This is a genomic window from uncultured Kluyvera sp. (assembly GCF_902485085.1).
Lineage (GTDB): Bacteria > Pseudomonadota > Gammaproteobacteria > Enterobacterales > Enterobacteriaceae > Kluyvera > Kluyvera ascorbata.
In genome coordinates this window covers 18,991-45,187 of record NZ_CABTJS010000020.1, presented here as the reverse complement: position 1 = coordinate 45,187, position 26,197 = coordinate 18,991, and the positions used below count along the sequence as shown (strand labels likewise).

The following is a 26,197-nucleotide window of genomic DNA, read 5'->3' as shown; positions in this document are numbered from 1 at the left end:
GCTTATCGCGGTGTTGTTAAAATCAGGAATAGATAGACGTGATAATTAAACCTACAACATTGAATTGCAGTAAAAGTATCAGTGTTATCTTAGGATAAGATTAAGAAAGAAATACGGATTCATGCAATAAATGATTAATAAACAAAATCAATACTTTATAAAGGTCATTGTTCTCACTGAATTTTTGTAAAAAAAAAGCCCAGTTTGCATTGAAACTGGGCTCAGACTCACATAATTCAACGTTTTCTAAACAAGTACTTTATTTATGGCTCATTTTAATATCCGTTGAATATTAGTGTAATAAATAACGCGTATTGCTGTGGTAAGCCCTAGCGTAAATTAGCAGGGAAATCTTTCGGCAATTCGCTCGCCGCGCAGTTAATTACGCTGTCGTTATTGGCCCCACAGTCGCGAACGAAGGTAATCGTTGCAAATTCATCAATAACTTCTGTTGGATAGGCCGGGCCTGCATCACGATAGCTATTCATCAGCGGAATGTGATCATTCTGGAAGCACACGGTTTTTTCCGGATTGTTCATCACCCAACGTGGGAAGAAGATGGTGCCGTGGAACAGTTTGTCGCCCAGGTTTGCAATCAGGCTCACATCGGTACCGGTCGGTTCAGTCCAGGAAATTTTGTAGATGTTTTCACCTACGCGGACAATATACGCCTGCTGGTCTTTCACCCAACGATTCGCCACGATGCCGCTGTGGATACGGTAATCCAGAGTGTGGTCGTTTTTGACGTAAATTTCGTAGTTCCAGCCGTTATCGTAGGTATAGACCAGATGTTTGCCAACGAAACCGCTCAAATCGTGTTTATCAAAGTTGCTCATGATTAAATCTCCTTGTGTCGATGCAGAGATCTTATTGCTTTAAAAAATAAATGAATAACGCTATGTTTTAATGAAACCCATCTACTTTTTGAATCAATTATGCACAAGACAACGCTGGAACAATGGGCGCTGCTGGAGAAGGTGGTAGCGCTCGGGAGCTTTGCCAAAGCGGCGGAAGAGACCCATCGCAGCCAGTCGTCGGTGAGCTACAACCTGGCGCTATTACAAGAGCGTCTCGGCGTGGCGCTGCTGATTCCGGAAGGCCGCCGTGCGGTATTAACCCCGGCAGGCGAACTGCTGCTGGCCCAGGTCAAACCGCTACTGAAGGCCTTTGCCTGGGTAGAGACCCGCGCAGCCACACTGCGCGAAGGTATGCGCACCCGGCTGGATTTAGTGGTCGACAGTATTTTCCCGCGCGAGCGGCTGTTTGCCATTTTGCGCCAGTTTCAGCAGCGCTATCCTCAGACTCAGGTGCGCTTAACTGAAGTGCTGGAGAACGCCAGCGGCAACGATGCCATTCAGGCCGAGGCAGACGTGATGGTGCTGACCCGCCGCCAGGACATTACCGGGCGCGGCGAATGGTTGATGAACATTGATTTTGTTGCCGTCGCCCATCGCGATCATCCCCTTTTCCAGCACGAAGAGACGCTCAGCGATGAGCACCTTCGCGCCTGGCCGCTGATCCGCATCGCCGATAACAACAGTGACCAACAGGCCGAACGCGACGCGTGGACCTTTTCGACTATTGATGCGGCCATCGATGCGGTGATGTATCAGGTAGGATACGGCTGGTTGCCGGAGGAGAGAATTCAGAACGAACTGGCGCAGGGGATTTTAAAGACGCTGCCGCTTAGCCACGGCGTACGGCGCGCCACGCCGCTGCATCTGATCGTCAAACGGGATTTAGCCCCGCTCGACGAACAGGTGGAGATGCTGCTGCGGCTCTTTAGCCAGCAGAATTAATGGCTTATTCCGCCAGCGCTTGCGCACACGCCCAGGCGCTGGACCACGCCCACTGGAAGTTATAGCCACCCAGCCAGCCGGTCACGTCCATCACTTCGCCAATAAAGTAGAGCCCCGGCGCTTTTTTCGCTTCCATGGTGCGCGAAGAAAGTTCGTTGGTGTCTACGCCGCCCAGCGTCACTTCCGCCGTGCGATAGCCCTCGGTGCCGTTTGGCTGCACGCGCCAGTCGGTCAGCGTATCGACCAGCGTTTGCTGATCGCGGACGTTAAGCTGTTTGAGCGTGACGTCCGGAATTTGTCCAAGCTGTTGCAGGCACTCGACAAGCCGTTTTGGTAGCTGCATCGCCAGCGTATTTTTCAGGCTCTGGTTCGGGTGCTCGGCGCGCTGCACGTCGAGGAAGTCCGCCAGGTCGATATCCGGCAGTAAATTAATGCTCACGAACTCACCCGCCTGCCAATAGCTTGAGATTTGCAGCACTGCGGGGCCAGATAGTCCGCGGTGGGTGAAAAGCAGACTTTCGCGGAATACCGTGCCGTCCTGCGCGGTGATGACCGACGGCACCGACACGCCAGACAATACCTGTAGCTGTTCGAGCATCGGTTTATGCAGAGTGAATGGCACCAGGCCCGCGCGGGTTGGCAATACTTTCAGACCAAACTGCTCGGCCACCTTATAGCCGAAAGGCGTCGCCCCGAGTCCCGGCATCGACAGGCCACCGCTGGCAATGACCAGCTTATTGGCCGACACTTCATCACCGTTAAGCACAAGCGTGTAGCCCTCGTCATCACGGGTGACGCTCAGGATTTCACTTCTCAGGCGCGTGGTGACATTGCCCTTTTCGCACTCGGCAACCAGCATCGCCACGATTTGATCGGCGGAGTCATCGCAGAAAAGCTGCCCGAGGGTCTTTTCATGCCAGGCAATGCCGTGCTTACCGACCATGTCGATAAAGTCCCATTGGGTATAGCGCGCCAGCGCAGATTTGCAGAAATGCGGGTTCTGGCTCAGATATGCCGCGGGTTCGACATAAAGGTTAGTAAAATTGCAGCGACCGCCGCCGGACATCAGGATTTTACGCCCCGGTTTCTTGCCGTTATCCAGCAGCAAAACGCGGCGCCCTGCCTGTCCAGCCATGGCGGCACAAAACATTCCCGCCGCTCCGGCACCCACTACAATGGCATCAAACCTTTCCACGCACTATCCTCAACTTAGGTATTGTCGGGAATTGTAAATTTTTCACCGAAGTCGTACCAGTGAAATATCCACAAACCCGACTTATCCGATTGATACAAAATAAATAATTCTTTTCGACCTTTAAAATTACATGGATAAATATCAAAAAAAATAGAGATTTCACTTTGCCCGCGCCGCCAATGTCCCTGATAATGCCGCGCGTTCATGTCCTCAAAATGGCGTAACGTCCTATGTTACATTTGTTTGCTGGTCTGGATTTACATACCGGGCTGTTGTTAGTACTGGCACTGTTGTTTGTTCTTTTCTACGAAGCGATTAACGGCTTCCATGATACGGCTAACGCAGTGGCCACCGTAATTTATACCCGCGCCATGCGTTCGCAGCTTGCTGTTGCAATGGCCGCAATCTTTAACTTCTTCGGCGTTCTGTTGGGCGGCCTGAGTGTAGCTTATGCCATCGTGCATATGCTGCCGACGGATCTGTTGCTCAATATGGGCTCCGCTCACGGCCTCGCCATGGTCTTTTCCATGCTGTTGGCGGCTATTATCTGGAACCTCGGCACCTGGTATTTCGGTCTGCCTGCGTCCAGCTCCCACACGCTTATCGGTGCCATCATCGGTATTGGTTTAACCAATGCGCTGATGACCGGAACGTCCGTGGTTGATGCACTCAACATCCCGAAAGTGATTAACATTTTCGCGTCGTTGATCGTGTCGCCAATTGTCGGTCTGGTGTTTGCTGGCGGTCTGATTTTCGTGCTGCGTCGTTTCTGGAGCGGTACCAAAAAACGTGCTCGTATCCACCTGACTCCTGCTGAACGTGAAAAGAAAGACGGCAAGAAAAAGCCGCCGTTCTGGACCCGTATTGCTCTGATCCTCTCCGCAATTGGCGTGGCATTCTCCCACGGTGCGAACGATGGTCAGAAAGGCATTGGTCTGGTGATGCTGGTACTGATTGGCGTTGCTCCGGCAGGTTTCGTGGTTAACATGAACGCTTCCGGCTACGAAATCACCCGTACCCGCGATGCGGTCAACAACGTTGAAACCTTCTTCCAGCAGCGCCCTGAGCTGCTGCTGAAAGTGCAGAACAGCGCTGACCCGTTAACCCCTGAAGCACTGCAAGCCACTGAGTTCCATTGTCACCCGGCGAACACCATGAACGCGCTTGACCGCACGAAGGCGATGCTGTCAGGAATCGAGAGCTACGATAAGCTCTCGGTAGAGCAGCGTGGTCAGCTTCGTCGCATCATGCTCTGCATCTCTGACACCACCGATAAAGTGGCGAAGATGCCGGAAGTGAATGCCGACGATCAGCGTCTGTTGAAGAAACTGAAAACCGACATGCTGAGCACCATTGAGTACGCGCCAATCTGGATTATTATGGCCGTCGCACTGGCGCTGGGCATTGGTACAATGATCGGCTGGCGCCGTGTTGCTACCACTATCGGCGAGAAAATCGGTAAGAAAGGTATGACCTACGCACAGGGCATGGCCGCGCAGATGACCTCTGCGGTGTCCATCGGCCTGGCAAGTTATACCGGGATGCCGGTTTCCACGACGCACGTACTCTCCTCTTCCGTGGCGGGTACCATGCTGGTCGATGGCGGCGGGTTACAGCGTAAAACCGTGACCAACATCCTGATGGCCTGGGTCTTCACCCTGCCGGCCTCTATCATTCTGTCCGGCGTGCTGTACTGGATCTCGCTGAAGCTTATCTAAGCTCACAGTGATAAAAACATAAAAACGGGTCAGGAAACTGGCCCGTTTTTTTTTACTCAGTGCCAAATCATCAAAGCAATTAAGCTAATGACCACCAATCCACAAAGTGAACTGGTCAAAATAAACTGACGGCGAACGCGCTCACAGCGACGGATAAACTCATCGTCGTGATGGTCGCGGTAACGCTGCCCGTAGATGTACCAGACCAGACGCATCTGCTTACCCGGCTGGCCGTGAGAGGTGAAAAAACCACCGCCATCGACATACTGATAGAGCAAGGGATCGCAACCTCGTAGTACAACCAATAACGCACGTAACGATGAGAAGTAACGTGCCATATTCACCACACAAACGACACACAGGGCCCAAAACAGCGCAATTGTGCTGATCATAACTCCTCCCCGGCGACCAGCCCTCAGAGATATCCCCCAGGGCATACCGCTCCCCAATTTCCCACCAACACCTCAGTAAAAGAGTGCGATTCCGATCACGTTTATTTATTCGACCGGCTCATTAAATAGTGTAGGAGATCAGTTAAATTTTTTACCACAAGGTTAATCGTTATCAATACGTAAGATGGAAAAATTTGTTTAACTAATTGGCGAACCGGATGCATTGACGGCGCCCCAAGGCCAATATAAGGTAGAAATATCTTCTACAATTAGGTCTTTAAGGGCAAACCCCGCGCAGATAGCACGCAGGACGCGGGCAAGGGACAGCGCATGGGCTGTCTGGTCCAACAGTCATCGACAACTTTATGGAAGGAGTAACACTATGGCTTACAAACACATTCTTATCGCCGTCGACCTTTCACCAGAGAGCAAAGTACTGGTAGAGAAAGCGGTATCAATGGCTCGCCCCTACAATGCGAAAGTCTCTCTGATTCACGTTGACGTGAACTATTCCGATCTCTACACCGGGCTGATTGACGTCAATCTGGGCGACATGCAGAAACGAATCTCCGAAGAGACTCACCACGCGCTGAGCGAACTCTCTACTGGTGCAGGCTACCCAATCACCGAAACCCTGAGCGGTAGCGGCGACCTGGGTCAGGTGCTGGTTGATGCTATCAAGAAATACGATATGGACCTGGTTGTCTGCGGTCATCACCAGGATTTCTGGAGCAAACTGATGTCTTCTGCTCGCCAGCTTATCAACACCGTTCACGTTGATATGCTGATTGTTCCGCTGCGCGACGACGAAGAAGAATAAATCTCTCATCGAGCATCGTGAAAACGCCTGCCTATGCAGGCGTTTTTATTTCTAGCCTTTGCGCCCGGCAATCCACTCCTGCACTTCCACCACGAAGGTGTCAGGCGCTTTGCGGTACATCTTACGCGCCAGGTCCAGAATCGTATGCTGGCCTAACGCCTCTTCCATTCGCTGCTGCGCCATGTCCATCACCGAACGCACGCCACAGATACCTTCGCAGGCCCACTCCGGCGGCTGTTCATCAAAGACCGCCAGACGCTGACGAATTTCCCGGCACTCGAAAATACGCTTATCGCCATCAATAGCGTTGACCACGTCCAGTACCGTAATGTCCTCAGCCGGTTTCGCCAGCTGAAAACCGCCGCCCTTGCCTTCGATGCTGCGCACCAGCCCGGCTTTCGACAGGCGGGTAAAGATTTTGGCCAGATAGTCATAGGGCACGCTTTGCAGCTCGGCAATTTCGCGCACGCTCATATCGCGGGCATCCCCTTTGCCGTCCACCATGCACATCAGACTATGTATGCCGTACTCAACCCCAGAACTGTAGAATGCCATGCGCTCTTATCTCAGCCAAAATGAATCTGAGTTATTGTAGCTTTTTCGCCAGACGCATTCCATAAGGCAAGCATAAATACCGAGAGGTTAAAAATTTAATTAATTGAATATCAAATAGATAAAATCAAAATGTGTCTTCTGGTGCGATTGCTGACACGAATCACATTGCAATCTTTAACTGCGACCAATAAAATCCGAGTCAATCAATCGTAGTGAACAGTGAGACAAACCTAATGCGTAAACAAATTCTGATCGTCGGTGCCGGTTTTGCCGGTATGTGGGCAGCGCTGAGCGCCGCGCGTCTGGCAGACAAACACCAGCAGGCCGTTGATATTACGGTGATTGCGCCACAGCCGGAGCTGCGCGTTCGTCCGCGTTTTTATGAAAGCCACGTTCAGACGCTGGTTTCGCCACTGATGCCGCTGTTCGACGTCACCGGCGTTAAATTCCTACGCGGCACCGTTGAGCAGATCCTTCCGGCCTCGAAAGAGGTGAGCTGGAAAGACGAGAACGGTGAAGTGCGCCTGCGTCGCTACGACCGTCTGGTGCTTGCCAGCGGCAGCCACGTCAACCGCGATATCATTGCCGGTGCCGCCGAACATGCGTTCGACCTTGACCAACTGGAAAGCGCGACGGTGCTGGAGCAGCATCTGAAAGATCTGGCCGGCCAGCCTGAGAGCGACGCGCGTAACACCGTAGTCGTGTGCGGCGGCGGATTCACCGGGATTGAGATGGCGCTGGAGCTTCCGGGCCGTCTGCGTGAAATTCTGGGTGAAGATGCTAAGACCAGAGTTGTCGTAGTTGAGCGCGGCGCGCAGCCGGGCGGGCGCTGGAGCAAAGAGTTACGCGATGTGATTATCGAAGCCTCTGCCGAATTGGGCGTGGAGTGGCTGGTAAATGCGGAAGTGGAAAGCGTGGATGCGTCCGGCGTAACGCTGAAAGATGGGCAGGTTATCGCCTCCCAGACCGTTATCTGGACCGTCGGCGTTCAGGCTAATGATCTGACGGCGCAGATTGATGCGCCGCGCGACCGCCAGGGTCGTTTGCACGTGAACGGTAATCTGCAGGTGCTCGGCCATGACGATATCTACGCCACGGGCGATGTGGCTTACGCCGCGACAGACGACAAAGGCAACCATGCCCTGATGACCTGCCAGCACGCCATTCTGCTGGGCAAGTTTGCCGGGAACAACGCGGCGGCAAGCGTGCTGGACGTGGCACCGCTGCCGTATCGTCAGGAGATGTACGTTACCTGTCTGGATCTGGGCGCATGGGGTGCGGTGTACAGCGAAGGCTGGGATCAGCAGGTGAAGCTGACGCGTGAAGAGGCGAAGAAGCTGAAAGTGTCGATTGTCAGCGAACTGATTTATCCACCGAAAGCGGACCGTGCAGTGGCGTTTGAGATTGCGGACCCGCTGGCACCGTTTGTTTAAGATTGTGCAAGCCCCCTCACCCCGGCCCTCTCCCCATAGGGGCGAGGGGGAAAGGCAGAGAGTGCAGGCCGCGCGGTCGATCCCCTCTCCCCTTTGGGGAGAGGGTTAGGGGAAATTACTCCGCCGTCCCCGCATAAATATCAAACCGATGCCCTTTGGTGACCACCGCATTCGGTGTCGCCACGTCCGCCAGCGGCGGCGCGTAATCCGGGCGTTTCACCACCACGCGTTTGGTTGCCAACTGACGCGCCGGTTCCAGCAGACCATCCGCATCCAGATCCGGTCCCACCAGCGACTGAAACACGCGCATCTCTTTTTTCACCAGCGCGCTTTTCTGCTTATGCGGGAACATCGGGTCAAGATACACCACCTGCGGACGCGGGGTGATATCCGTTAACGCCGTCAGGCTGGAGGCATGAATCAGCTGTAGCCGCTCCTGCAACCACGGGCCAATTTCCGGGTCGGCGTAGCCGCGCGCCAGGCCATCGTCGAGCAATGCCGCCACCACCGGGTTACGCTCCAGCATCCGCACGCGGCAGCCAACGGAAGCCAGCACGAACGCATCACGCCCCAACCCCGCCGTCGCATCCACCACGTCAGGCAGATAGCCGCCTTTCACGCCCACGGCTTTCGCCACCGCTTCACCGCGACCGCCGCCGAATTTACGCCGGTGCGCCATCGCCCCGCCGACAAAATCCACGAAGATGCCGCCAAGCTTTGGCTCGTCGCGTTTGCGCAGTTCCAGATGCTCCGGCGTCATCACCAGCGCCATCAGGTTGTCGTCATCCTGTTCCAGCCCCCAGCGGGCGGCAAGAACAGATAAGGCGCCGTCTCCGGCGCCCGTTTCATCAAGTAAACAAATTTTCACGAACGAGTTAGCCCTTGATGCCGTAGTGCTCAAGCATCGCATCAAGCTGCGGTTCACGGCCACGGAAGCGTTTGAACAGCGCCATTGGCTCTTCAGAACCACCGCGGGTCAGGATGTTATCGAGGAACGACTGCCCGGTCTGACGGTTGAAGATGCCTTCTTCCTCAAAGCGAGAGAAGGCATCTGCCGCCAGCACGTCGGCCCACAGGTAGCTGTAGTAGCCTGCCGCATAGCCACCCGCAAAGATGTGGCTGAAAGCGTGCGGGAAACGACCCCAAGTTGGACCTGGTACCACGGCGACCTGTTTCTTGATTTCGGCCAGCGTCTCAAGCACTTTCGCGCCCTGCTGCGGGTCATACTGGGCGTGCAGGCGGAAGTCGAACAGACCGAACTCCAGTTGACGCAGGATAAACAGCGCCGCCTGGTAGTTTTTCGCCGCCAGCATTTTATCCAGCAGTTCCTTCGGCAGCGGTTCGCCGGTTTCATAGTGGCCGGAGATAAACGCCAGCGCTTCCGGCTCCCAGCACCAGTTTTCCATAAACTGGCTTGGCAGTTCGACGGCATCCCATGGCACCCCGCTGATACCGGAAACACCAGCGGTTTCGATGCGGGTCAGCATATGATGCAGGCCGTGACCAAACTCGTGGAACAGGGTGATCACTTCGTCATGGGTAAACAGCGCCGGTTTGCCGTTCACCGGGCGGTTAAAGTTACAGGTCAGGTAGGCGACCGGTTTTTGCAGCGTGCCGTCGAGTTTACGCATCTGGCCGACACAGTCATCCATCCACGCCCCGCCGCGCTTGTGCTCGCGGGCGTACAGGTCGAGGTAGAAGCTGCCGCGCAGTTCGTTGCTTTCGTCATACAGCTCGAAGAAGCGCACTTCCGGATTCCAGACGTCAACGTCGGTACGCTCTTTGGCGGTGATGCCGTAAATGCGCTTAACCACTTCGAACAAACCGTTAACGGCTTTGTTTTCCGGGAAGTACGGGCGCAGCTGCTCGTCGCTGATACTGTAGAGGTGCTGCTTCTGTTTTTCGCTGTAGTAGGCGATATCCCACGGTTGCAGTTCATCAACGCCAAATTCGGCTTTAGCGAAGGCGCGCAGCTGGGCCAGCTCTTTTTCACCCTGCGGACGGGCACGTTTGGCCAGATCGGTCAGGAAGTCGAGCACCTGCTGTGGGTTTTCCGCCATTTTGGTGGCGAGCGATTTAAAGGCGTAGCTTTCAAAGCCCAACAGCTGAGCCAGCTCGTGGCGCAGCGCCAGAATTTCTTCCATCACCGGCGTGTTATCCCACTTCCCGGCGTTCGGTCCCTGGTCGGAGGCGCGAGTGGAGTAGGCGCGGTACAGTTCTTCACGAAGCGCCTGGTTGTCGCAGTAGGTCATCACCGGCAGGTAGCTTGGGATATCCAGCGTCAGCAGGTAACCTTCCTGCTCTTTGGCTTCAGCCTGGGCTTTCGCCGCGGCCAGCGCGCTTTCCGGCATGCCGGAAAGTTCAGATTCATCGGCAACCAGCTTGCTCCAGCCCATGGTGGCATCGAGCACGTTGTTGCTGTACTGGTTTCCAAGCTCTGACAGACGCGTCGCAATTTCGCCGTAGCGCTGCTGCTTCTCTTTCGGCAGGCCGATGCCGGACAGTTCAAAATCACGCAGCGCGTTATCGACCGCTTTTTTCTGTGCGGTGTTCAGCGTGGCGTAGTTATCGCCATCACGCAGGTCGCGGTAGGCGTTGTAAAGCCCTTCGTTTTGACCGACCCAAGTGCTGTATTCCGACAGCAGCGGCAGCGTCTGCTCATAGGCTTCACGCAGCTCCGGGCTGTTTTTGACCGAGTTCAGGTGGCTCACCGGCGAGAAAATACGCCCCAGCACGTCGTCCACTTCCGCCAACGGCTGGCAGAGGTTTTCCCAGCTATACGGCCCGCCCTGCGCCACTACGCGTTCCACATTCTCACGACAGTCGTTCAGTGCTTTGGTCACGGCAGGGACAACATGTTCGGGCTGAATCTGGGAAAACGGCGGTAGGTCGAAGGGGGTCAGTAATGGATTGGTCATATGCGCAGTCCTGGTCTAAGAAAGAAATGAAGCGCTCATCGGCGCTTTAGCGATAGATCTAGAATGGGGGATAGTTGGGGGAATTTCAATGATAGTGGGCACTCATTTCACCGACGTTGTAAACGATGCCGAACAGCGCAACTGCCAGTAAAAACAGCGCGGAGAGGCGTTCTAGGCGAAGCGCATACTGCCCTGACAGCAAGCGCTGAACCATCAGGATATAGAGCGATAGAACGGTAATATCAAACAGCACCCACACCAGCGAGAGCGTCAGCATGCTCAGCGTGAAGTCCTGCGTGACGGCAATAAACTGTGGGAAGAAGGCGACAAAAAAGAGAATGTCCTTCGGGTTTGAAATACCAATAAGAAAGCCCTTCAGCAGGCCGCCGCGCGCAGGAGTCATCTGCACCTCCTGCGCCTTGTGCATCAAGCTGCTGATGGCGCTCCAGCCGATATAGAGCGAGCCCGCCATCCCCAGCAGCGACAGCATGACCGGCGACAATGCCACCACGCCGAGCAGCATCAGGGTTGCCAGCACAATCAGCACCAGCGACGCGGCGTTAGTTCCTATCACCGTGATAAACGCCCGGCGGCTGCCTTCCCGCGCGGCGGTTCCCGTGACCAGCGCCACCACCGGGCCGGGCGTTGCCAGCAGCAATAATACCGCCAGCATATAGGCGGCAAGTAACGTCAGATTCATGGTTTTTTCCTGATGATTAACAGACCTGCACGGCACACCCATTATTCGGCGCGGGCCGCGCATTGAAAAACGGAAAAAACTACGCTTCAATGTGAGTAAAACTCACAATAGAACATCACTATGTCGCTACCGCCGCTGTACGCCCTGCGCGCTTTTGAAGCCGCTGCTCGCTTAGGCTCCTTCAGCAAAGCCGCTGAATTACTCAACGTGACGCCCGGCGCGGTGAGCCGTCATGTCCGCACGCTGGAGCAATGGTTCGACTGCGCGCTCTTTCAGCGCCACGGGCCGCGCGTCACCGTGACCGACGCCGGACAAACGCTGGCGGCACAGCTCGGTGAGGGCTTTCAAAGTCTGGAGCGAGCCTGCGAGGCATTTGGTCATCGTCGTCGCGAGCTTCGCCTGAAAGCACCGTCCACGCTGACAATGCGCTGGCTGCTGGCAGCACTTCAACCGTTCACCTCACCGCAAATTGCGCTCTCCAGCGTGTGGATGGATACCGATACGGTTGATTTCAGCCGGGAACCCTACGACTGCGCCATTTTGCTGGGCGACGGCCAATTTGGTTCCGGGACACAAAGTCAGTTGCTGTTTGAAGAGTGGCTGATACCTATCTGTGCCCCCCAGCTCACCGCACAGGCCAGGGAAAATCTCGAGCGCTGCGAGCTGATTCACCCCTCACCGGATCGCCGCGACTGGCGGCGCTGGCTAAAACGAACCGGGCAATTCTCAACGCTGAATACCGCACGCGGTACGGTGTTCGATACCCTTGAGCAGGGCTATCTGGCCGCCATTGGTGGGCATGGGGTCGCCATTGGTGATTTGCTATTGAGCCAGGAGGCGCTCGCCAGCGGTCTGCTGACGCTGCCCTTTAACGACGCCGTCGCTACCGGGGATGGTTACTGGTTGGTGTGGCCGAAGGCTTCGGCGCAATCGCAGGAGATTGCAAGGCTACATGCACATTTAAAAAAGGCGATACCGCAGCCGGTACCGCCTTCCCTCAACATGCTGCGCTAATTAGTGCGGCTTTTTCGCCATTTCATAGGCGGCAGGCAGGTTCAGACGCTGCCAGAACTGCTGGTCAGCGGTGGTGCCTGACAGCGGATAACCCGCCGGCAGCGCGCTTTTCACCATCAGCGCGCGACGCTGCGCGGCAGAGAGATTCGGCAGCGCCGCTTCCAGCAGCACTTCAGCGCCCTGCGGCACCGTGATGGTCTGCTTCTCACCCTTCTGCTGCGGCAGGTCGTAGGTCATGGTAAAGCGGTAGAAATCGCGCATCGCCGGGTCGCGGTACGGGTCATCTTTACCCGCCGTTTTCGCGCATTCAGCCAGCGTCGTGCCGCACTCTTTCTCCAGCGCCGCGCGCAGTTGGTCGCGCGCTTCGTTAAACAGCGCGCGGAACTTCGCATCGTTCAGGTAGTGGGCGACGTTACGCTGCGCCACCATGCGGGAGCCCATGACGTCCAGCGGATAGTGCACGCCGAGCACGATACGCGAGTAGCCATAGCGCGCGCCGCGAGTCACCAGCGCGTCAAAACGCTCGGGGATCATCTCCGCCATCAGCAGCGCGTCGGTATAGCCGGTGTTGGTATGGCCGCTTGGGAATGAGCCGCCGTCGGCGGTATACGGATGGTTATCTTTAATCACCACATCGTCCGGCACCAGGTGAATGGTGTTGCCCTGAATCAGGAACGGACGCGGGTTATTGAAGTGTTTTTTCGCCGCGCTGGTGCTCACTTCGGAGGCTTTAATCAGCGCTGCCGCTTTGCTGAGCTCACCTTTGTCGTAGGCCGCGATAAACGCTTTGCCCAAACGTGGCCCCATTGCATCGCTCAGGAAGTAAAGGTGGTTGATGCCTTCCGCATCCGCCAGCGCCTGGTGGCGGGCAGTTTGGGTCGCATCACGGTTAATATCGGTCACCGTCGCCAGGTTCTGCTTCACTACCGTCTCAGGCAGGGCGCTGAACGCCGAGAGCAGTTCGATACCGGCCTGCTGGTTGGCTTTGGTCTGGAAGTCATAGCCGCTGGCCTTGAGCCAGGCTTTATCGGCCTGCGTTTTGCTCTGCTTCGCTTTTTCCAGCTGGTCGCGGGTGAGCGTCGGCGCGTCGCCTTTCAGCGCCGCACGCAGCGCCGTCAGCGATTGCCCTTCCAGCGCGTCAAATGCCGGACTGACCGCCGTTGGCGTCACGGTGTTAGCGATTGTCGCCGCCTGATTCACGGAAACGTCTTTTGCCAGTACCGGCATTGCCAGCGCCATCGCAGCGGCCAGCAGTGTGATTTGCAGTTTCATTATTTTCCTTTTATTCAAACAATTACCTTGCCTGCCGTTGACGCTAAACCCGTCGCTTGACGTTTTTATGACACGTTCACGTTTTGCAACAGTATTGCCACAAATGGAAACGACGCAGCGCTACAGCGGTAATCTGCGCGGATCTGCGGTAAACTGTCAGCTATCTTGTTTAATTCCCGGAATATCCGCATCCATGCTCAGTTATCGCCACAGCTTTCACGCAGGCAACCACGCCGACGTTTTAAAACACACCGTTCAGAGTCTGATCATCGAATCGTTGAAAGAGAAAGAGAAACCGTTTCTCTATCTGGACACCCACGCCGGTGCAGGCCGCTATCAGCTGAGTGGCGAGCACGCCGAAAAAACCGGGGAATACCTGGAAGGAATCGCCCGTATCTGGCAGCAGGACGACCTGCCGGAAGAACTGGTGCCGTATATCTCCGTGGTGGAACACTTCAACCGTACCGGCCAGCTGCGCTACTACCCTGGCTCCCCGCTGATTGCCCGCCAGCTGCTGCGCGAGCAGGACAGCCTGCAGATGACCGAGCTGCACCCGAGCGATTTCCCGCTGCTGCGCTCTGAATTCCAGAAAGATAACCGCGCCCGCGTTGATCGTGCCGACGGCTACCAGCAGCTGAAAGCCAAGCTGCCACCGGCTTCTCGTCGCGGCCTGATCCTTATCGACCCGCCGTACGAAATTAAAACCGACTACCAGGCGGTCGTGAGCGGTATCAACGATGGCTACAAGCGTTTTGCCACCGGCACCTATGCCCTGTGGTATCCGGTAGTGCTACGCCAGCAAATCAAGCGCATGATCCGCGACCTCGAAGAGACCGGCATTCGCAAAATTCTGCAAATTGAGCTGGCGGTGCGTCCGGACAGCGATCAGCGCGGCATGACCGCTTCCGGCATGATTGTTATCAACCCGCCGTGGAAGCTGGAAGCACAGATGAACAACGTGCTGCCGTGGCTGCACAGCAAGCTGGTTCCGGCAGGTACCGGTCATACGCTGGTAAACTGGATCGTGCCGGAGTAATTGCAGGCATCGGTGGAACCTATCAGTTTCAGGTATACAATCGCGAGTATTTTGACGGGGAGCATGAGGCTCACCCACTCAACAATAAACATTCAGGAGCGGCCATGACCAAACATTACGACTACATCGCCATTGGCGGCGGCAGCGGCGGTATCGCCTCCATTAACCGTGCGGCCATGTATGGCCAGAAGTGCGCGTTAATCGAAGCCAAAGATCTCGGCGGCACCTGCGTGAACGTTGGTTGCGTACCGAAAAAAGTGATGTGGCATGCCGCGCAGATTCGCGAAGCAATTCACATGTATGGCCCGGACTACGGTTTCGACACCACCATCAATAACTTCGATTGGGACAAGCTGGTTGCTAGCCGTACCGCCTACATCGACCGTATTCATACCTCTTACGACAACGTACTGGGTAAGAACAAGGTTGATGTGATTAAGGGCTTTGCGCGCTTCGTCGATGCCAAAACCATCGAAGTAAACGGTGAGACGATCACCGCCGATCATATTCTGATCGCGACAGGCGGTCGTCCGAGCCACCCGAATATTCCAGGCGTGGAATACGGTATCGACTCCGACGGTTTCTTCGAGCTGCCGGCGCTGCCGAAGCGCGTTGCCGTGGTGGGTGCAGGCTATATCGCCGTGGAATTAGCGGGCGTTATCAACGGTCTGGGTTCTGAAACCCACCTGTTCGTACGTAAACACGCGCCGCTACGCAGCTTCGACCCGTTAATCGTCGAGACGCTCCTTGAGGTGATGAACGCCGAAGGCCCGCAGCTGCATACCAATGCGATTCCAAAAGCGGTGGTCAAGAATGCCGATGGCAGCCTGACCCTGGAGCTGGAAGACGGCCGCAGCCAGACCGTCGACTGCCTGATTTGGGCGATTGGTCGCGAACCGGCGAACGATAACTTCAATCTGGCCGCAACGGGCGTGAAAACCAACGATAAAGGCTACATCGTCGTTGATAAGTTCCAGAACACCAACGTTCCGGGTATTTATGCCGTGGGTGATAACACCGGTGCGGTAGAGCTGACCCCGGTAGCGGTAGCCGCAGGCCGTCGTCTCTCCGAGCGTCTGTTTAACAACAAGCCGGACGAACATCTGGACTACAGCAATATCCCGACCGTGGTCTTCAGCCACCCGCCAATCGGCACCGTGGGCTTAACCGAGCCGCAGGCGCGTGAGCAGTACGGTGACGACGCCGTGAAGGTCTATAAATCCTCCTTCACCGCGATGTATACCGCCGTGACTTCACACCGTCAGCCGTGCCGCATGAAGCTGGTGTGCGTTGGCCCGGAAGAGAAGATCGTCGGTATTCACGGTATTGGCTTCGGCATGGATGAAATCCTCCAGGGCTTCGCCGTGGCGCTGAAGATGGGCGCGACCAAGAAGGACTTCGATAACACCGTGGCGATTCATCCTACGGCGGCGGAAGAGTTCGTGACCATGCGCTAAGGCACATTGCCTGAACGACAAAAAGCCAGACGAATGTCTGGCTTTTTTTATGCGCGCTTCCCCGGGGTCGGCGTAAACGCCTCGCCTGGGCTGCATGCGCGTGTAGCCCGGCCAAGCGAAGCGCCGCCGGGATTGCACTAAACCCTAGAACCGCCAGGTCACCCCAGTCAACACGGTAAAACTGCCATCACGATCAACCATCGGGCTATTTTTAATCTCATCCGGCAGCACGCTGTAGCTCGCATTTGCCGTCAGCATCAGGTTGTTGGTCAGCGGGTACTTCATCGTCAGCCCAACGTACGGCATCCAACTGCTGCCCGGCGACCATTGTGCTAATCCGCTACGGCGAGATTCCGCCCTCGACACGCCGTAGTAATAGCGGTTGAAGCTATCGTCATAGTAATAAACCCCCAGCGCAGGGATAATCGCCAAACGGCCCACTGGCAGCACGCGGAAATAAGAGAGTTCCCCCACCCAGCCGTTGCTGTTATCCAGAATATCCGCCGCCGCCGAAACTTTCAGGCTGCCCCACTTTTCGTGGTGATACCACGCCGCGCCGGCCATTGCGGTACTGTTACGCTTATCTAACTGCTTCATAGCGCTATCGTCGTTATCCGACGGATCGAAGGTCAGCGGCAGCCAGGAGACCGTCAGGCTGACTTCATCGAGCTGATTTTTAAAGAATGCGTAGCCTAGCGTGGTCTGGCGAATATAAAATGAATCGCCTTCGTAATTAACAATAGGCACCGCATGAGTATTTTCATTATATCCGCGATAAATAGATTCATTAAATACCGCTCCTGCCCCAACCGATAACGCTGCCGATGACGTACCTGAAATAAAAGACATAATTAAAAGCAGCGCCGCATTACGCTTAATTGACATTCCCGTTGTCCCGACCTAATATAATACCCTAGTGTCAAGTATGATAATATTCGTATTTATATTGATGCAATCTCAATATTTATATAGATCTATATCAATTTATATATAGAGCTGGGCAATGAAGAAACTTCAGATTAAGCCTCAGGAATTAAAAATAATATCGGTGGTGGCCGCCAGCGAAAATATTAGCCACGCTGCTACCGTGCTGGGCATGGCTCAGGCCAATGTCAGCCGCTATCTTTCTGATGTTGAATCAAAAATTGGGCTTACAATTTTTGAGCGTAGTTCGCGTAAGCTCACGCCAACTCGCTTTGGCGAATCACTGCTGCCTTACGTTAACGACCTGTTGGAAAAAGAAAACCAGCTTAATCATTTCGTGGCTGACTATAAGCATGAAAAAAATGGCCGCGTCACGATTTACTCACCAACAATGATTAACGCCTATCTGGCACGCAACGTGGTAAATACCATAAAAGATATCGGAAACATCAGTTTATATCTGAAAACATTTAATCTGGAACGAAAGTCATTTTATGAAGGTTCCGAATTTCCTGATGACTGCGATATTTTAATTTCCTGCGTGCAACCCAAAAATGAATCCTTAGTGGCAAGCTTTATCGCGAAATATGCGGCCAGCGCCTATGCCAGCACCCAGTATCTTGCGGAGCACCCTATCAGCTCGCCGGACGATCTCGACAAACACTCCTGTATTCTGATGGATTCAATGCTGATTAATGACGCCAACATCTGGCGCTTTAGCCTCGCCGGAAGCCAGGAGGTTCGTGACTTTCGCGTTACCGGCAACTACATCTGCGACAACACTCAGGCGGCACTTGAGCTGGCGCGCAACGGGCTGGGCATTGTCTTTGCACCTAAAAGTAGCGTGCAGGCCGATATTCAATCCGGAGTACTCGCTCCCTGCTTCGCCGAACAGTACGAATGGTGGCTCGATCTGGTGGCTATCTACCGCAAACGCGAATATCAGCCATGGCGAGTGCAGTTTATTCTTGATGAAGTTCTGGAGGAGCTTCGCCGCCAGGTGGCGCAGCCGCGAGAAGAATAACCCCGGCACGAAGCCGGGGCGTGATTTTAGAAAGCGTAGGTCATGCTGACCGAGACGTTACGCGGCTCGCCGTAGACCGCGGAATCATCCAGATACGAGTAGTATTCACGGTCAAACAGGTTGTTGACGTTTGCCTGTACCGCCAGCTGTTTGGTGACCTGATACTGCGCGAACAGGCTCACCAGCGGGTAGCTGCTCTGGTAGAGGCGCTGAGTTTCGCCGTCCGGCCCGGTCACGTCTTGATAGACCCGGTTTTGCCAGGTCGCACCGCCGCCGACGGTCAGCTCAGGCATCACCGGCACGCGGTAGCGGGTGAACAGTTTGAGCTGCGTCTGCGGCGCAAAGCTGTTGTAGCGACCATCGCTATCGGTGGCAACGTAGCGCGTGGCGCTGAAGGTCAGTTGCAGGTTGTCAGTGACCGCACCGTTAACCTCAAATTCCGCCCCTTTGCTCACCGCGCCGCTGGTCGAACGATACGCTTGTTCACTGGAGCCGTTGACGAACTCACCGCTCACCGCTTCTGGCGCGTTATCCTGCTCAATACGGAACACCGCGAAGTTGGTGGTTAAACGCCCGTCCGCCCAGTCAGCCTTGAGACCCGTTTCATAGTTCTTGCCGGTCACCGGCGACAGCCATGATCCATCGGCGGAACGTTTGGTCTGCGGCGCGAAAATCGAGGTATAGCTGGCATAAGCCGACAGACTTTCGGTCAGATCATAGACCAGCCCGCCGTACGGTGTGATGTTATATTTGCGCATATCGCCGCTGCTGCCGTCGGTGCTGTACTGGGTATAGCGCGCGCCAATAATCAGCGATAGCGGATCGGCAAGCGACAGGCGAGCCGCCGTATAGGTTGATTTCTGCCGCACAATGTCGTCGGCATTTTGATACCAGTCGCCCCATTCCGGCTGCGCTACGCTGCCGTTCCAGTTGTTATCAAAGATACCAATCTGGCTGGCATCCATCGGCCCATCCTGGCTGAAGGTGGCGTTGTGCTGACGGCTGTAGCTCGCACCGGCCATCAGCTGATGCTGACGCCCCAATAGCTTAAATGGCCCGTTGGCGTAGGTATCGAAGGAGTCGACGGTACGTTTGCCTTTATCTTTACTTCCCCAACCGGTGGCACCGTCGCCGGTATCGGCATCGGGGTTGCCCATCACGTACAGCAGCGTGTCATTGAAGGTCTGCTCGCCGTGGGTGCCATTAAAGCGATACGACCAGCCGTTATCCCATTCGTGGGTCAGGTCGACAAACACCTTGCGGGACTCAACCTGATAGCGCGTCCAGTCTGCCGCCGTGTTGGTGCTGCGGTCATAGTGCGTGCGCGTACCGTTGCTGTAGAGGCTTGGCAGCCCGCCCCAGGTTGGGTTGCCGGTATTAGATTTCTGGTAGTCCCAACCCAGCGACACGGTGGTGCTGTCGGTAAGATCCGCATCCACCACGCCATAGAAGAATTTCTTGGTTTTATGGTAGCGGTCAAGCCAGCTGTCCTGATCCTGATAGCCGGTGACGATGCGCCCACGCAGGCTGCCGTCAGAGTTCAGCGGCGTAGAGAGGTCGGCGACATAGCGCTGCTTGTTCCAGCTGCCATAGCTGGCGCTGATATTGCCGGTTGCCACCTTACTGTCAGCCCGTTTGCGCACCATGTTGACCGTCGCGCCCGGGTCGCCCGCCCCGGTCATCAGCCCGTTAGCGCCGCGCACCACCTCAATACGGTCATAGATGGCGGTATCTTCCGCCGCATCACCATAGTTCCAGGCATCGCCCAGCGAGGTGGGAATATCGTCGTAGGAGAAGTTAGTGATTTCAAAACCGCGCGAGTAGTAATAGCTGCGTTCAGAGTCAATCTGCTGCGACGACACGCCGGTCGCGTTGGTCAACACTTCGTCTACCGTTTGCAGGTCCTGATCCTACATGCGCTGGTGCGTGACGACGCTGACGGACTGCGGAATATCACGCGGTGCCAGATTCATCTTGGTGCCCGCATGCGTAGTTTTTACCGCGTAATCCTGCTGCTCGTCGGACGTACTTTCTCCGCTGCCGTAGACCACCATCTCCTGACTGGTTTCTGCGGCCTGAGCCTGGTGAACGAAGCCATGAATCGCTAGCGCAAGAAGCGAAACGGTGAGCGGTTTCCCGCTGATTTCCCTGCCGTTAAAAAACATATTAGGTCCCATCAGATCTTGTTGTTGTGAGTGAGGTCTTTCCGCTCGCAGCGCCAAGAAATGACGCGCTTTTCCGTAAGCTTTTGAGCTGCATAAAAAGCGATAACGACCACAAATGAGAATGCCAATGATAATTACTCGCTTTAAATGAAGCAGTCTGTTTTATCAGTTAAATGTAAGGAAATGTATACATGTTTATTATCAAAGTGTTGACATAATTCCCCGCTTCGCTTGCGCTCAATTTGCACAGATGTGGGTGCGTGACCACTGAAAAATAGGATCGGCGAATTTGCGCATTTGTGATAAATAATTATGATTCTCATTCTTATTACATTGTCCCGTCACCGCACAGCCTCTGCCGGGAACCGCTTATCCAATGATGGAGTTTCGAATGGTAACGTTATTCAGCCCGCGCAAAACGGCGCTCTGCGCCGCACTCGTCGCTGCTTTTACCCTCCACTCGCTGCCTGCCCTTGCTGAAAATGCGCAGCCTGCCGAGAGCGCCGCGGCGCTGAAAACCGCTGCTGGCGTCACGCAAAATGCGCTGGGCGATGGTCTGTATGAAATGGCGCTGTTCTCCGGCGAGAAATCACTGTTTGTTGCCAGCGCGCAGAGCTTTAAAGATGTGAACGGCGGCGTGATTTATCGCGTAGACCCTACCTCGCTTGCCGTCACCGGTATCACCCATACCGATCTGAAAAACTTTGGCATGGCGGTCGATAGCGATGGCAAGACGTTCTACGTCACCAACTCGCTGGATGGCGGGGTCTCAAAAGTGGACGCGAAAAGCGGCAAGGTGATGCAACGTCTGATGCTCGACGGCAAAGACAAAGACGGTGACCCTGCGGGCGCACGTGAGGTGCTGTTCCACGAAGGTCTGCTGTTTATCGGCCGCGTCGCCGACCCGGGCTATATTTCGGTGGTCGATGCTAAAACCATGACCGTGAAAGCGCGTATCGATAACGCAGGTAAATGGGTTACCGGCATCATCTATTCTCCGGTAACCAAACGCATTTACGCGACCAACGGCGGCGGCGAAGTGCTGGTCATCAACCCGCAAAGCTACAAAATCGAGCAGCGCTGGACGCCTGGCGACGGTAAGGAATATCTACTGCTGAATATGGCGGAAGACCCAAAAACCGGCCGCCTGTTCGTCACCGATGATTCTAAGGCCAAAACCACGCTGGTCTTTGATGAGCACACCGGCAAAGTGATTAAACGTATTGACGGCGATGCGCTGGGTATTAAGTTTGACGCGAAGCGCAATGAGATCTTCATCAGCCAGCGCGAGTCGAAAAAAGTCCTGCGTCTTGATGCCACCAGCTATGCCGTGAAGCAGAGCTGGGATTTCAGTACGCATCCGAACAGCCTGCTGCTTTCTGATGATGGCAACACGCTGTACGTGACGCTGAAGCAGGACTTCAACAAAGATAACTCCACTAAAGGGCCGGATAGCGTCGCGCGTATTACGCTGAACTAACCTGGCAAACTGGCCCATCCGGCACGGTGCAACATCGAGCCGGATGGCGCTTCGCTTATCCGGCCTACCTTATTTACGCTTTAGAAACATATATTTATTATTCACTTCCTTTCGTACCGTTTTTTAACCTGGCTATCACGGCGAGGAAAATAATCAGCAAAAATAATCATCATTGATTATATTTATAACCAGTAAGAGGCATTCAACAGCTACTTTATTATTTACGCTTATTGCCACATTGTTCATATCGGAAGTATGTTATTTTGTTAGTGCGGCTAATTAAACAATTCGCTGTGAGGAATTAAACAATCCGGTATATACAGGACAATTACCCCTCCGTATAATTTCGCGCTGTCATACATTAAGGTTAAGTTATGCTCAAGCACGTTCAGGATATGGCGCTTTTTGCGCTGCTGGTTGAAAACGGTTCATTTACGAAAACCGCCGCTGAACTGGGTATGACAAAATCTCGCATCAGCCAGAGAATTAGCGCTCTTGAGGAGTATCTCAACCTCAGATTGTTAAATCGCACGACGCGCAAAATATCGCTGACGGCCGACGGAGAGCGCTACCTTGCCTACTGCCATGAGATAGTGGATGCCAGCGTTCGCGGAGACCAAACGGTCCAGGCGCTGCATAGCAAGACCGGAGGAAAGCTGAAAATCATCGCGCCACCGGGTTTTATGGCGAGCATTCTTCCCGCGGTACACCATCAGTTTTTGCAGACGCATTCGGATATCGAACTTGAGCTGTTAACCGCCGACTCCTTTTACGGCTCAGTGGGCAGTGAGTTTGACGTGGCCTACCGCATCGGTAAACCATCCGATGATACCTGCATTGGCCGTTTTCTTGGGACGTTTAACCGTTTTATCGTCTGCACGCCAGAGTACAAATCACTGCACGATATTCAGCATCCTGACGCGCTGAAAACCTGCGAGTTAATAATCCACCGCACCTGGAAAAGCATTACGCTCTTCCAGCGCGATGAGTCCTATGAATTGACGATGCCGCTGCGCCATACCAGCGATAATCTGACCTATATCTTGCAGCAAACGCTGCAGGGAACCGGTGTCGCTATTTTGCCTGAGTATATCGTTAAACCCTATTTGCAAAGCGGCCAGCTCGCCGCCCTCTTGCCGCAATGGGAAGTACAAAAAATAGATCTCTGGATGATTTACCAGAGCAAAACGCATAACCCTGCGGTACTTCGTGACTATATCAATTTTGTGACCCAGTACGACGTTATCCATAATGCCATGTAATGTGGCGTTGCCGCATTACATATACCTAAACCACCTATATCGATAAGTAAATAAGATGACAACTAGCGCTATTTCTGCGGAAGAAAAATCGCTTCTGATTTTTAATCAGAAAAATAAAATGGATAAATACTGGAATCTCTATTCCATGGAACTTATCACCCAAATCACCACCACTGGACGTTTATACCATCATTATATTCAGCCTAGTGAAAAAGGCCGTCTCTGCGTGTGCGTGTTCGATGGCGTCTACATCAATATTATTCGTTCACGTCTTTTTGGTGAAATAGAGATCCACTTCGAAGCGGAATCCGCCGAGCTTGGTCGTATTGAGCTACCGTCTGCCTGCATCGACATGCAGGGTAATCTGGACCGCCATATTTCCATTAATGACAAAACCCGCGTATTTGCTCATTACCTGGAGCGCCTACAGATGGTTTATGACTCGATTTTAGCGTTGTCCCCAGAGAAGGCATAACCCATGATCGTCAGGCCGGAGCAAACCTGGTTGCGTAAGTTATTCTCATGGCGCGGGTCGATCATGAGAAAAATTTCCCCCCAGCTCTGTTTTTTCATCATGCTGAACATCGCGTATCTATTTTTGCTGCCGCTGATGCACCTGCACGGCATTATCGCAAAAGAGAGTTCGTTTTATTTTATCGGCGTGTCGATTTCAATATCGGTCTTTATCGGGTTTCGCAACAATACGGCGTGGCTTCGCTACTGGGAAGCGCGCAAACTGTGGGGGGATCTGCTCATCGCGAGCCGATCGCTCATGCGGGAAGTGATCAATACCACCAAGGCCAGCCCGGAAGAGAAAATGGTGATACTGGACCTGGTTGTCACCTACTGCGCAACCTTAAAAGCCAAACTGCGTCATGGGCCAGTACCGGTTTCACGCGCGCTGGACTACCAGCACCTCACGACGCCCTGCAACGCCCTGCTGCAAAATATTGGGCAGTGGCTTTATCTGCATCGGCCCAACGAGTTTGTGTACCGTAATTTCAATGATTATTTGAATCAGATGAGCACTATTCAGGGGGGCTGCGAGCGTATCAGCAATACGCCAATTCCCTACGCCTATTCATTGCTGCTTCACCGGACGGTCGGTATTTTTTGCGCCGTCTATCCGCTGCTGCTGATTCATGATTTTGGCTTTATGACGCTGCTGTTTTCTATTTTCACCACCTATGCACTGCTGGCGCTCGACGCTATCGCCACCGAACTCGAGGACCCTTTCGGTACTGAAGATAACGACCTGCCGCTCAATGCGATTTGCAACGCTATTGAGATAGACCTGAAGGAAATGGTGAAAGACAGTCTGGTACCGACAAAAATGACGCCTGATGCGAACTTCCGGCTGCTTTGAGTTGCAATCGTGCGGTTCCCTCTCCTTATGGGGGAGAGAACCGCACCGTGCCTATCCTCAGCGTATAACGTCGTACACAGACTTCTGAATCGCCAACCATTTTTTACTATCGGCATCTCCCGTCGCTTTACTGCGCCGCTCGGCGTTATCCACAGCCAGGCGCTGACGCGCCACCACCGCAGGCGTGGTACAGAAAGACTGAAGGTAAGATTTACGAATCGCGGTTAGCTGAGCGCCCTGTGAAAGCTCGTGCGTCAGCGTGTTGATAAACCGCCGGCAGGGCTTAGGTTCATCCATCTGCAAATGGTAGCCCAGCAACAGATTCAACACGTCCTCATGCTGGGCCGCCATCGCCGCATCCGTCCACGCAAGCTGCCAGGTCATGCCGGCGCGTAAAAACAGCGTGGTTACTTCAGTATCATTACGATCAATGGCCGAACGCAGCGCATTGCGATCCCACAGGATCCCACGACGAGCCAGCATCTCACGAGGTGATGTCGGCGAAGGACTCTCGGCTTCGGTCACGACAACCGGCTGCGGAGGTTCAACGTAGGGCCACGGCTCCGGCGATGAAGTCAGCAAACTGATACCGCCAAGCGCCATCCCTAACACCGATACCGCAACCGCCCCCCACAGTACCGCTGCGGCAATCCGCTCGCGGGTGTCAGCGCGTTCACGCGCTTTATGCGAAAGACGCTCAATACTATCGGCAATCGGTTTTCCATCAACGCCCCAGGCATGGGTAAAGTCCCGTGCGAGCGTCCAGTAGCGCTGAATTTCACTGCCGTCCGCCACCATCAGGCTGGCAGGGTTAACCCGCGTGCGCCCCTGTTCGTAGGCGTGTTGAACCGGGGTGGTGATTTGCTCGGTATAGAGATCTAATAGCTGGCACTCCATTTCCGTCAACGGGTGGTGTGCCAGCAACGTATTGCGCATCCGGCGCACATCGTCGAGAAAGGTGTGCAGCGTCAGACGCTGCTCGGCGAGAAACGTCAGTGAGGTAGAATGGTTAAAAAGCGAAGAGTAGTAACGCGTGAACGCCTTTTTATCCACAATTAACAGCGCCAGCTCGCTAAACGTCATGCCATCAAGGACGTTTTCCGTCGGGCTGCGCGAACGCCAGCGCATCACATCGTGTGAACCAAACTGGGCGCTAAGATACTGGTGGAGATGGGGAATATCCGGCCAGACCTGCATCACCAGCCCGCGCAGCGTAAGCTGAATGGTGCGAATCTGCCGTTCGGCCTGTTCCTGTAGCTGTTCGGCATCGCCAGCATAGCCGGTATTAAACATCAATAACGGCTGCTGCTGCTTGATTTGCTCAAGCGTCACCACAAACCGTTCGGCGGCAATCAGCTGATTTTCCGTTGCCGTGAGGCCATGCTCATAGGAGGGGATCCCCTGCTGGAGATGCCTCAACTGGAGCATAAATTCACTCAACTGGCTGTCGTTTATATTAAGCCGCTTGGCCACGGCGCCCCAGCCGCCAAGGTTAAGTCGTGCTTGATCAAGCTGCTCCAGAAACCAACGGGGATCTTTACCTTCCGTCACGCGCAGCTTTAGCAGCGTGAGGATTTCTAACGAAGCCTGACGTATCACGCTCAGGCAATGCTCATACTGCTGGCCAACCTGTCGCGATAACGTCGACATTTTCCCATTCCTTAATC

At 54.5% G+C, this 26,197-nt stretch carries 22 protein-coding genes and 1 pseudogene; 12 read left to right on the top strand and 11 right to left on the bottom strand.

Features of this window, described 5'->3' with window-relative positions:
* Positions 1-329: 329 nt before the first annotated feature.
* A complete protein-coding gene (locus RDN66_RS03645) occupies positions 330-839 on the bottom strand; it encodes a phenolic acid decarboxylase (RefSeq protein WP_202218056.1) in 510 nt (169 codons plus the stop codon).
* Between the two features lie 96 nt (positions 840-935).
* Between RDN66_RS03645 and RDN66_RS03640 the strand changes: the two genes are divergently transcribed.
* Positions 936-1,799, top strand: a complete 864-nt coding sequence (locus RDN66_RS03640) for a LysR family transcriptional regulator (protein WP_035894831.1) — start codon at positions 936-938, stop codon at positions 1,797-1,799.
* Positions 1,800-1,803: 4 nt separating this feature from the next.
* Here RDN66_RS03640 and RDN66_RS03635 read toward each other — a convergent pair whose 3' ends face one another.
* Positions 1,804-2,994: an NAD(P)/FAD-dependent oxidoreductase gene (locus tag RDN66_RS03635; RefSeq protein ID WP_202217026.1), complete on the bottom strand. Its 1,191-nt coding sequence runs from the start codon at positions 2,992-2,994 to the stop codon at positions 1,804-1,806.
* A 230-nt stretch (positions 2,995-3,224) separates the two neighbouring features.
* Between RDN66_RS03635 and pitA the strand changes: the two genes are divergently transcribed.
* Entirely contained in the window at positions 3,225-4,712 is a 1,488-nt protein-coding gene (gene pitA / locus RDN66_RS03630; RefSeq protein ID WP_035894833.1) for an inorganic phosphate transporter PitA, read from the top strand.
* 56 nt (positions 4,713-4,768) lie between these two features.
* On the opposite strand, the gene uspB is transcribed toward pitA, so the two are convergent.
* Positions 4,769-5,104: a universal stress protein UspB gene (gene uspB, locus RDN66_RS03625; protein WP_035894834.1), complete on the bottom strand. Its 336-nt coding sequence runs from the start codon at positions 5,102-5,104 to the stop codon at positions 4,769-4,771.
* A gap of 382 nt (positions 5,105-5,486) precedes the next feature.
* Here uspB and uspA point away from each other — a divergent pair, with 382 nt between their 5' ends.
* Complete coding sequence (uspA, locus tag RDN66_RS03620; RefSeq protein ID WP_035894835.1) at positions 5,487-5,924, top strand: universal stress protein UspA; 438 nt, start codon at positions 5,487-5,489, stop codon at positions 5,922-5,924.
* A 51-nt stretch (positions 5,925-5,975) separates the two neighbouring features.
* Here uspA and RDN66_RS03615 read toward each other — a convergent pair whose 3' ends face one another.
* Positions 5,976-6,479, bottom strand: coding sequence for an Rrf2 family transcriptional regulator (locus RDN66_RS03615; RefSeq protein ID WP_035894836.1), 504 nt, complete (start codon positions 6,477-6,479; stop codon positions 5,976-5,978).
* A 233-nt stretch (positions 6,480-6,712) separates the two neighbouring features.
* On the opposite strand from RDN66_RS03615, the gene RDN66_RS03610 reads away from it, so the two are divergent.
* Positions 6,713-7,912 carry an NAD(P)/FAD-dependent oxidoreductase gene (locus RDN66_RS03610; protein WP_202217025.1) on the top strand — a complete coding sequence of 400 codons (1,200 nt, stop codon included), beginning with the start codon at positions 6,713-6,715 and terminating at the stop codon, positions 7,910-7,912.
* Between the two features lie 115 nt (positions 7,913-8,027).
* Here RDN66_RS03610 and rsmJ read toward each other — a convergent pair whose 3' ends face one another.
* The 3 genes from rsmJ to RDN66_RS03595 form a co-directional block, all read right to left on the bottom strand.
* Positions 8,028-8,780: a 16S rRNA (guanine(1516)-N(2))-methyltransferase RsmJ gene (rsmJ, locus tag RDN66_RS03605; RefSeq protein ID WP_035893884.1), complete on the bottom strand. Its 753-nt coding sequence runs from the start codon at positions 8,778-8,780 to the stop codon at positions 8,028-8,030.
* Positions 8,781-8,787: 7 nt separating this feature from the next.
* Positions 8,788-10,830 (bottom strand): oligopeptidase A, encoded by a 2,043-nt coding sequence (gene prlC / locus RDN66_RS03600; RefSeq protein ID WP_035893886.1) that lies wholly within the window; start codon positions 10,828-10,830, stop codon positions 8,788-8,790.
* Positions 10,831-10,915: 85 nt separating this feature from the next.
* A complete protein-coding gene (locus RDN66_RS03595; RefSeq protein WP_202217024.1) occupies positions 10,916-11,530 on the bottom strand; it encodes a LysE family translocator in 615 nt (204 codons plus the stop codon).
* Positions 11,531-11,650: 120 nt separating this feature from the next.
* Between RDN66_RS03595 and RDN66_RS03590 the strand changes: the two genes are divergently transcribed.
* Entirely contained in the window at positions 11,651-12,544 is an 894-nt protein-coding gene (locus RDN66_RS03590) for a LysR family transcriptional regulator (RefSeq protein WP_308537558.1), read from the top strand.
* Here the strand turns inward: RDN66_RS03590 and RDN66_RS03585 are convergent, their stop codons facing one another.
* Entirely contained in the window at positions 12,545-13,816 is a 1,272-nt protein-coding gene (locus RDN66_RS03585) for a phosphatase PAP2 family protein (protein ID WP_202217022.1), read from the bottom strand. It lies immediately after the preceding gene.
* 193 nt (positions 13,817-14,009) lie between these two features.
* Here RDN66_RS03585 and RDN66_RS03580 point away from each other — a divergent pair, with 193 nt between their 5' ends.
* Both RDN66_RS03580 and gorA read left to right on the top strand, forming a co-directional pair.
* Positions 14,010-14,852: a 23S rRNA (adenine(2030)-N(6))-methyltransferase RlmJ gene (locus tag RDN66_RS03580; protein WP_202217021.1), complete on the top strand. Its 843-nt coding sequence runs from the start codon at positions 14,010-14,012 to the stop codon at positions 14,850-14,852.
* Between the two features lie 104 nt (positions 14,853-14,956).
* The gene (gene gorA, locus RDN66_RS03575; protein WP_035893896.1) at positions 14,957-16,309 is read left to right on the top strand and encodes a glutathione-disulfide reductase; all 1,353 of its coding nucleotides are present in this window, start codon (positions 14,957-14,959) and stop codon (positions 16,307-16,309) included.
* Between the two features lie 144 nt (positions 16,310-16,453).
* On the opposite strand, the gene RDN66_RS03570 is transcribed toward gorA, so the two are convergent.
* On the bottom strand, positions 16,454-17,194 hold the full coding sequence (locus tag RDN66_RS03570) for a MipA/OmpV family protein (protein WP_202217020.1): 741 nt from the start codon (positions 17,192-17,194) through the stop codon (positions 16,454-16,456).
* A gap of 118 nt (positions 17,195-17,312) precedes the next feature.
* Here RDN66_RS03570 and RDN66_RS03565 point away from each other — a divergent pair, with 118 nt between their 5' ends.
* The gene (locus RDN66_RS03565) at positions 17,313-18,257 is read left to right on the top strand and encodes a LysR family transcriptional regulator (protein WP_308537557.1); all 945 of its coding nucleotides are present in this window, start codon (positions 17,313-17,315) and stop codon (positions 18,255-18,257) included.
* A 26-nt stretch (positions 18,258-18,283) separates the two neighbouring features.
* Here RDN66_RS03565 and fhuE read toward each other — a convergent pair.
* A pseudogene (fhuE, locus tag RDN66_RS03560) lies at positions 18,284-20,422 on the bottom strand (ferric-rhodotorulic acid/ferric-coprogen receptor FhuE).
* A gap of 391 nt (positions 20,423-20,813) precedes the next feature.
* Between fhuE and RDN66_RS03555 the strand changes: the two are divergent.
* The 4 genes from RDN66_RS03555 (at position 20,814) to RDN66_RS03540 (ending at position 24,530) form a co-directional block, all read left to right on the top strand.
* Positions 20,814-21,902, top strand: coding sequence for a YncE family protein (locus tag RDN66_RS03555; protein WP_035893902.1), 1,089 nt, complete (start codon positions 20,814-20,816; stop codon positions 21,900-21,902).
* Between the two features lie 374 nt (positions 21,903-22,276).
* On the top strand, positions 22,277-23,164 hold the full coding sequence (locus tag RDN66_RS03550) for a LysR family transcriptional regulator (protein ID WP_035893904.1): 888 nt from the start codon (positions 22,277-22,279) through the stop codon (positions 23,162-23,164).
* A gap of 55 nt (positions 23,165-23,219) precedes the next feature.
* Positions 23,220-23,639: a hypothetical protein gene (locus tag RDN66_RS03545; protein WP_035893906.1), complete on the top strand. Its 420-nt coding sequence runs from the start codon at positions 23,220-23,222 to the stop codon at positions 23,637-23,639.
* 3 nt (positions 23,640-23,642) lie between these two features.
* A complete protein-coding gene (locus RDN66_RS03540) occupies positions 23,643-24,530 on the top strand; it encodes a bestrophin family protein (RefSeq protein WP_035893907.1) in 888 nt (295 codons plus the stop codon).
* 57 nt (positions 24,531-24,587) lie between these two features.
* Here the strand turns inward: RDN66_RS03540 and RDN66_RS03535 are convergent, their stop codons facing one another.
* Positions 24,588-26,180, bottom strand: coding sequence for an STY4199 family HEPN domain-containing protein (locus tag RDN66_RS03535; protein ID WP_202217017.1), 1,593 nt, complete (start codon positions 26,178-26,180; stop codon positions 24,588-24,590).
* Positions 26,181-26,197: the final 17 nt, after the last annotated feature.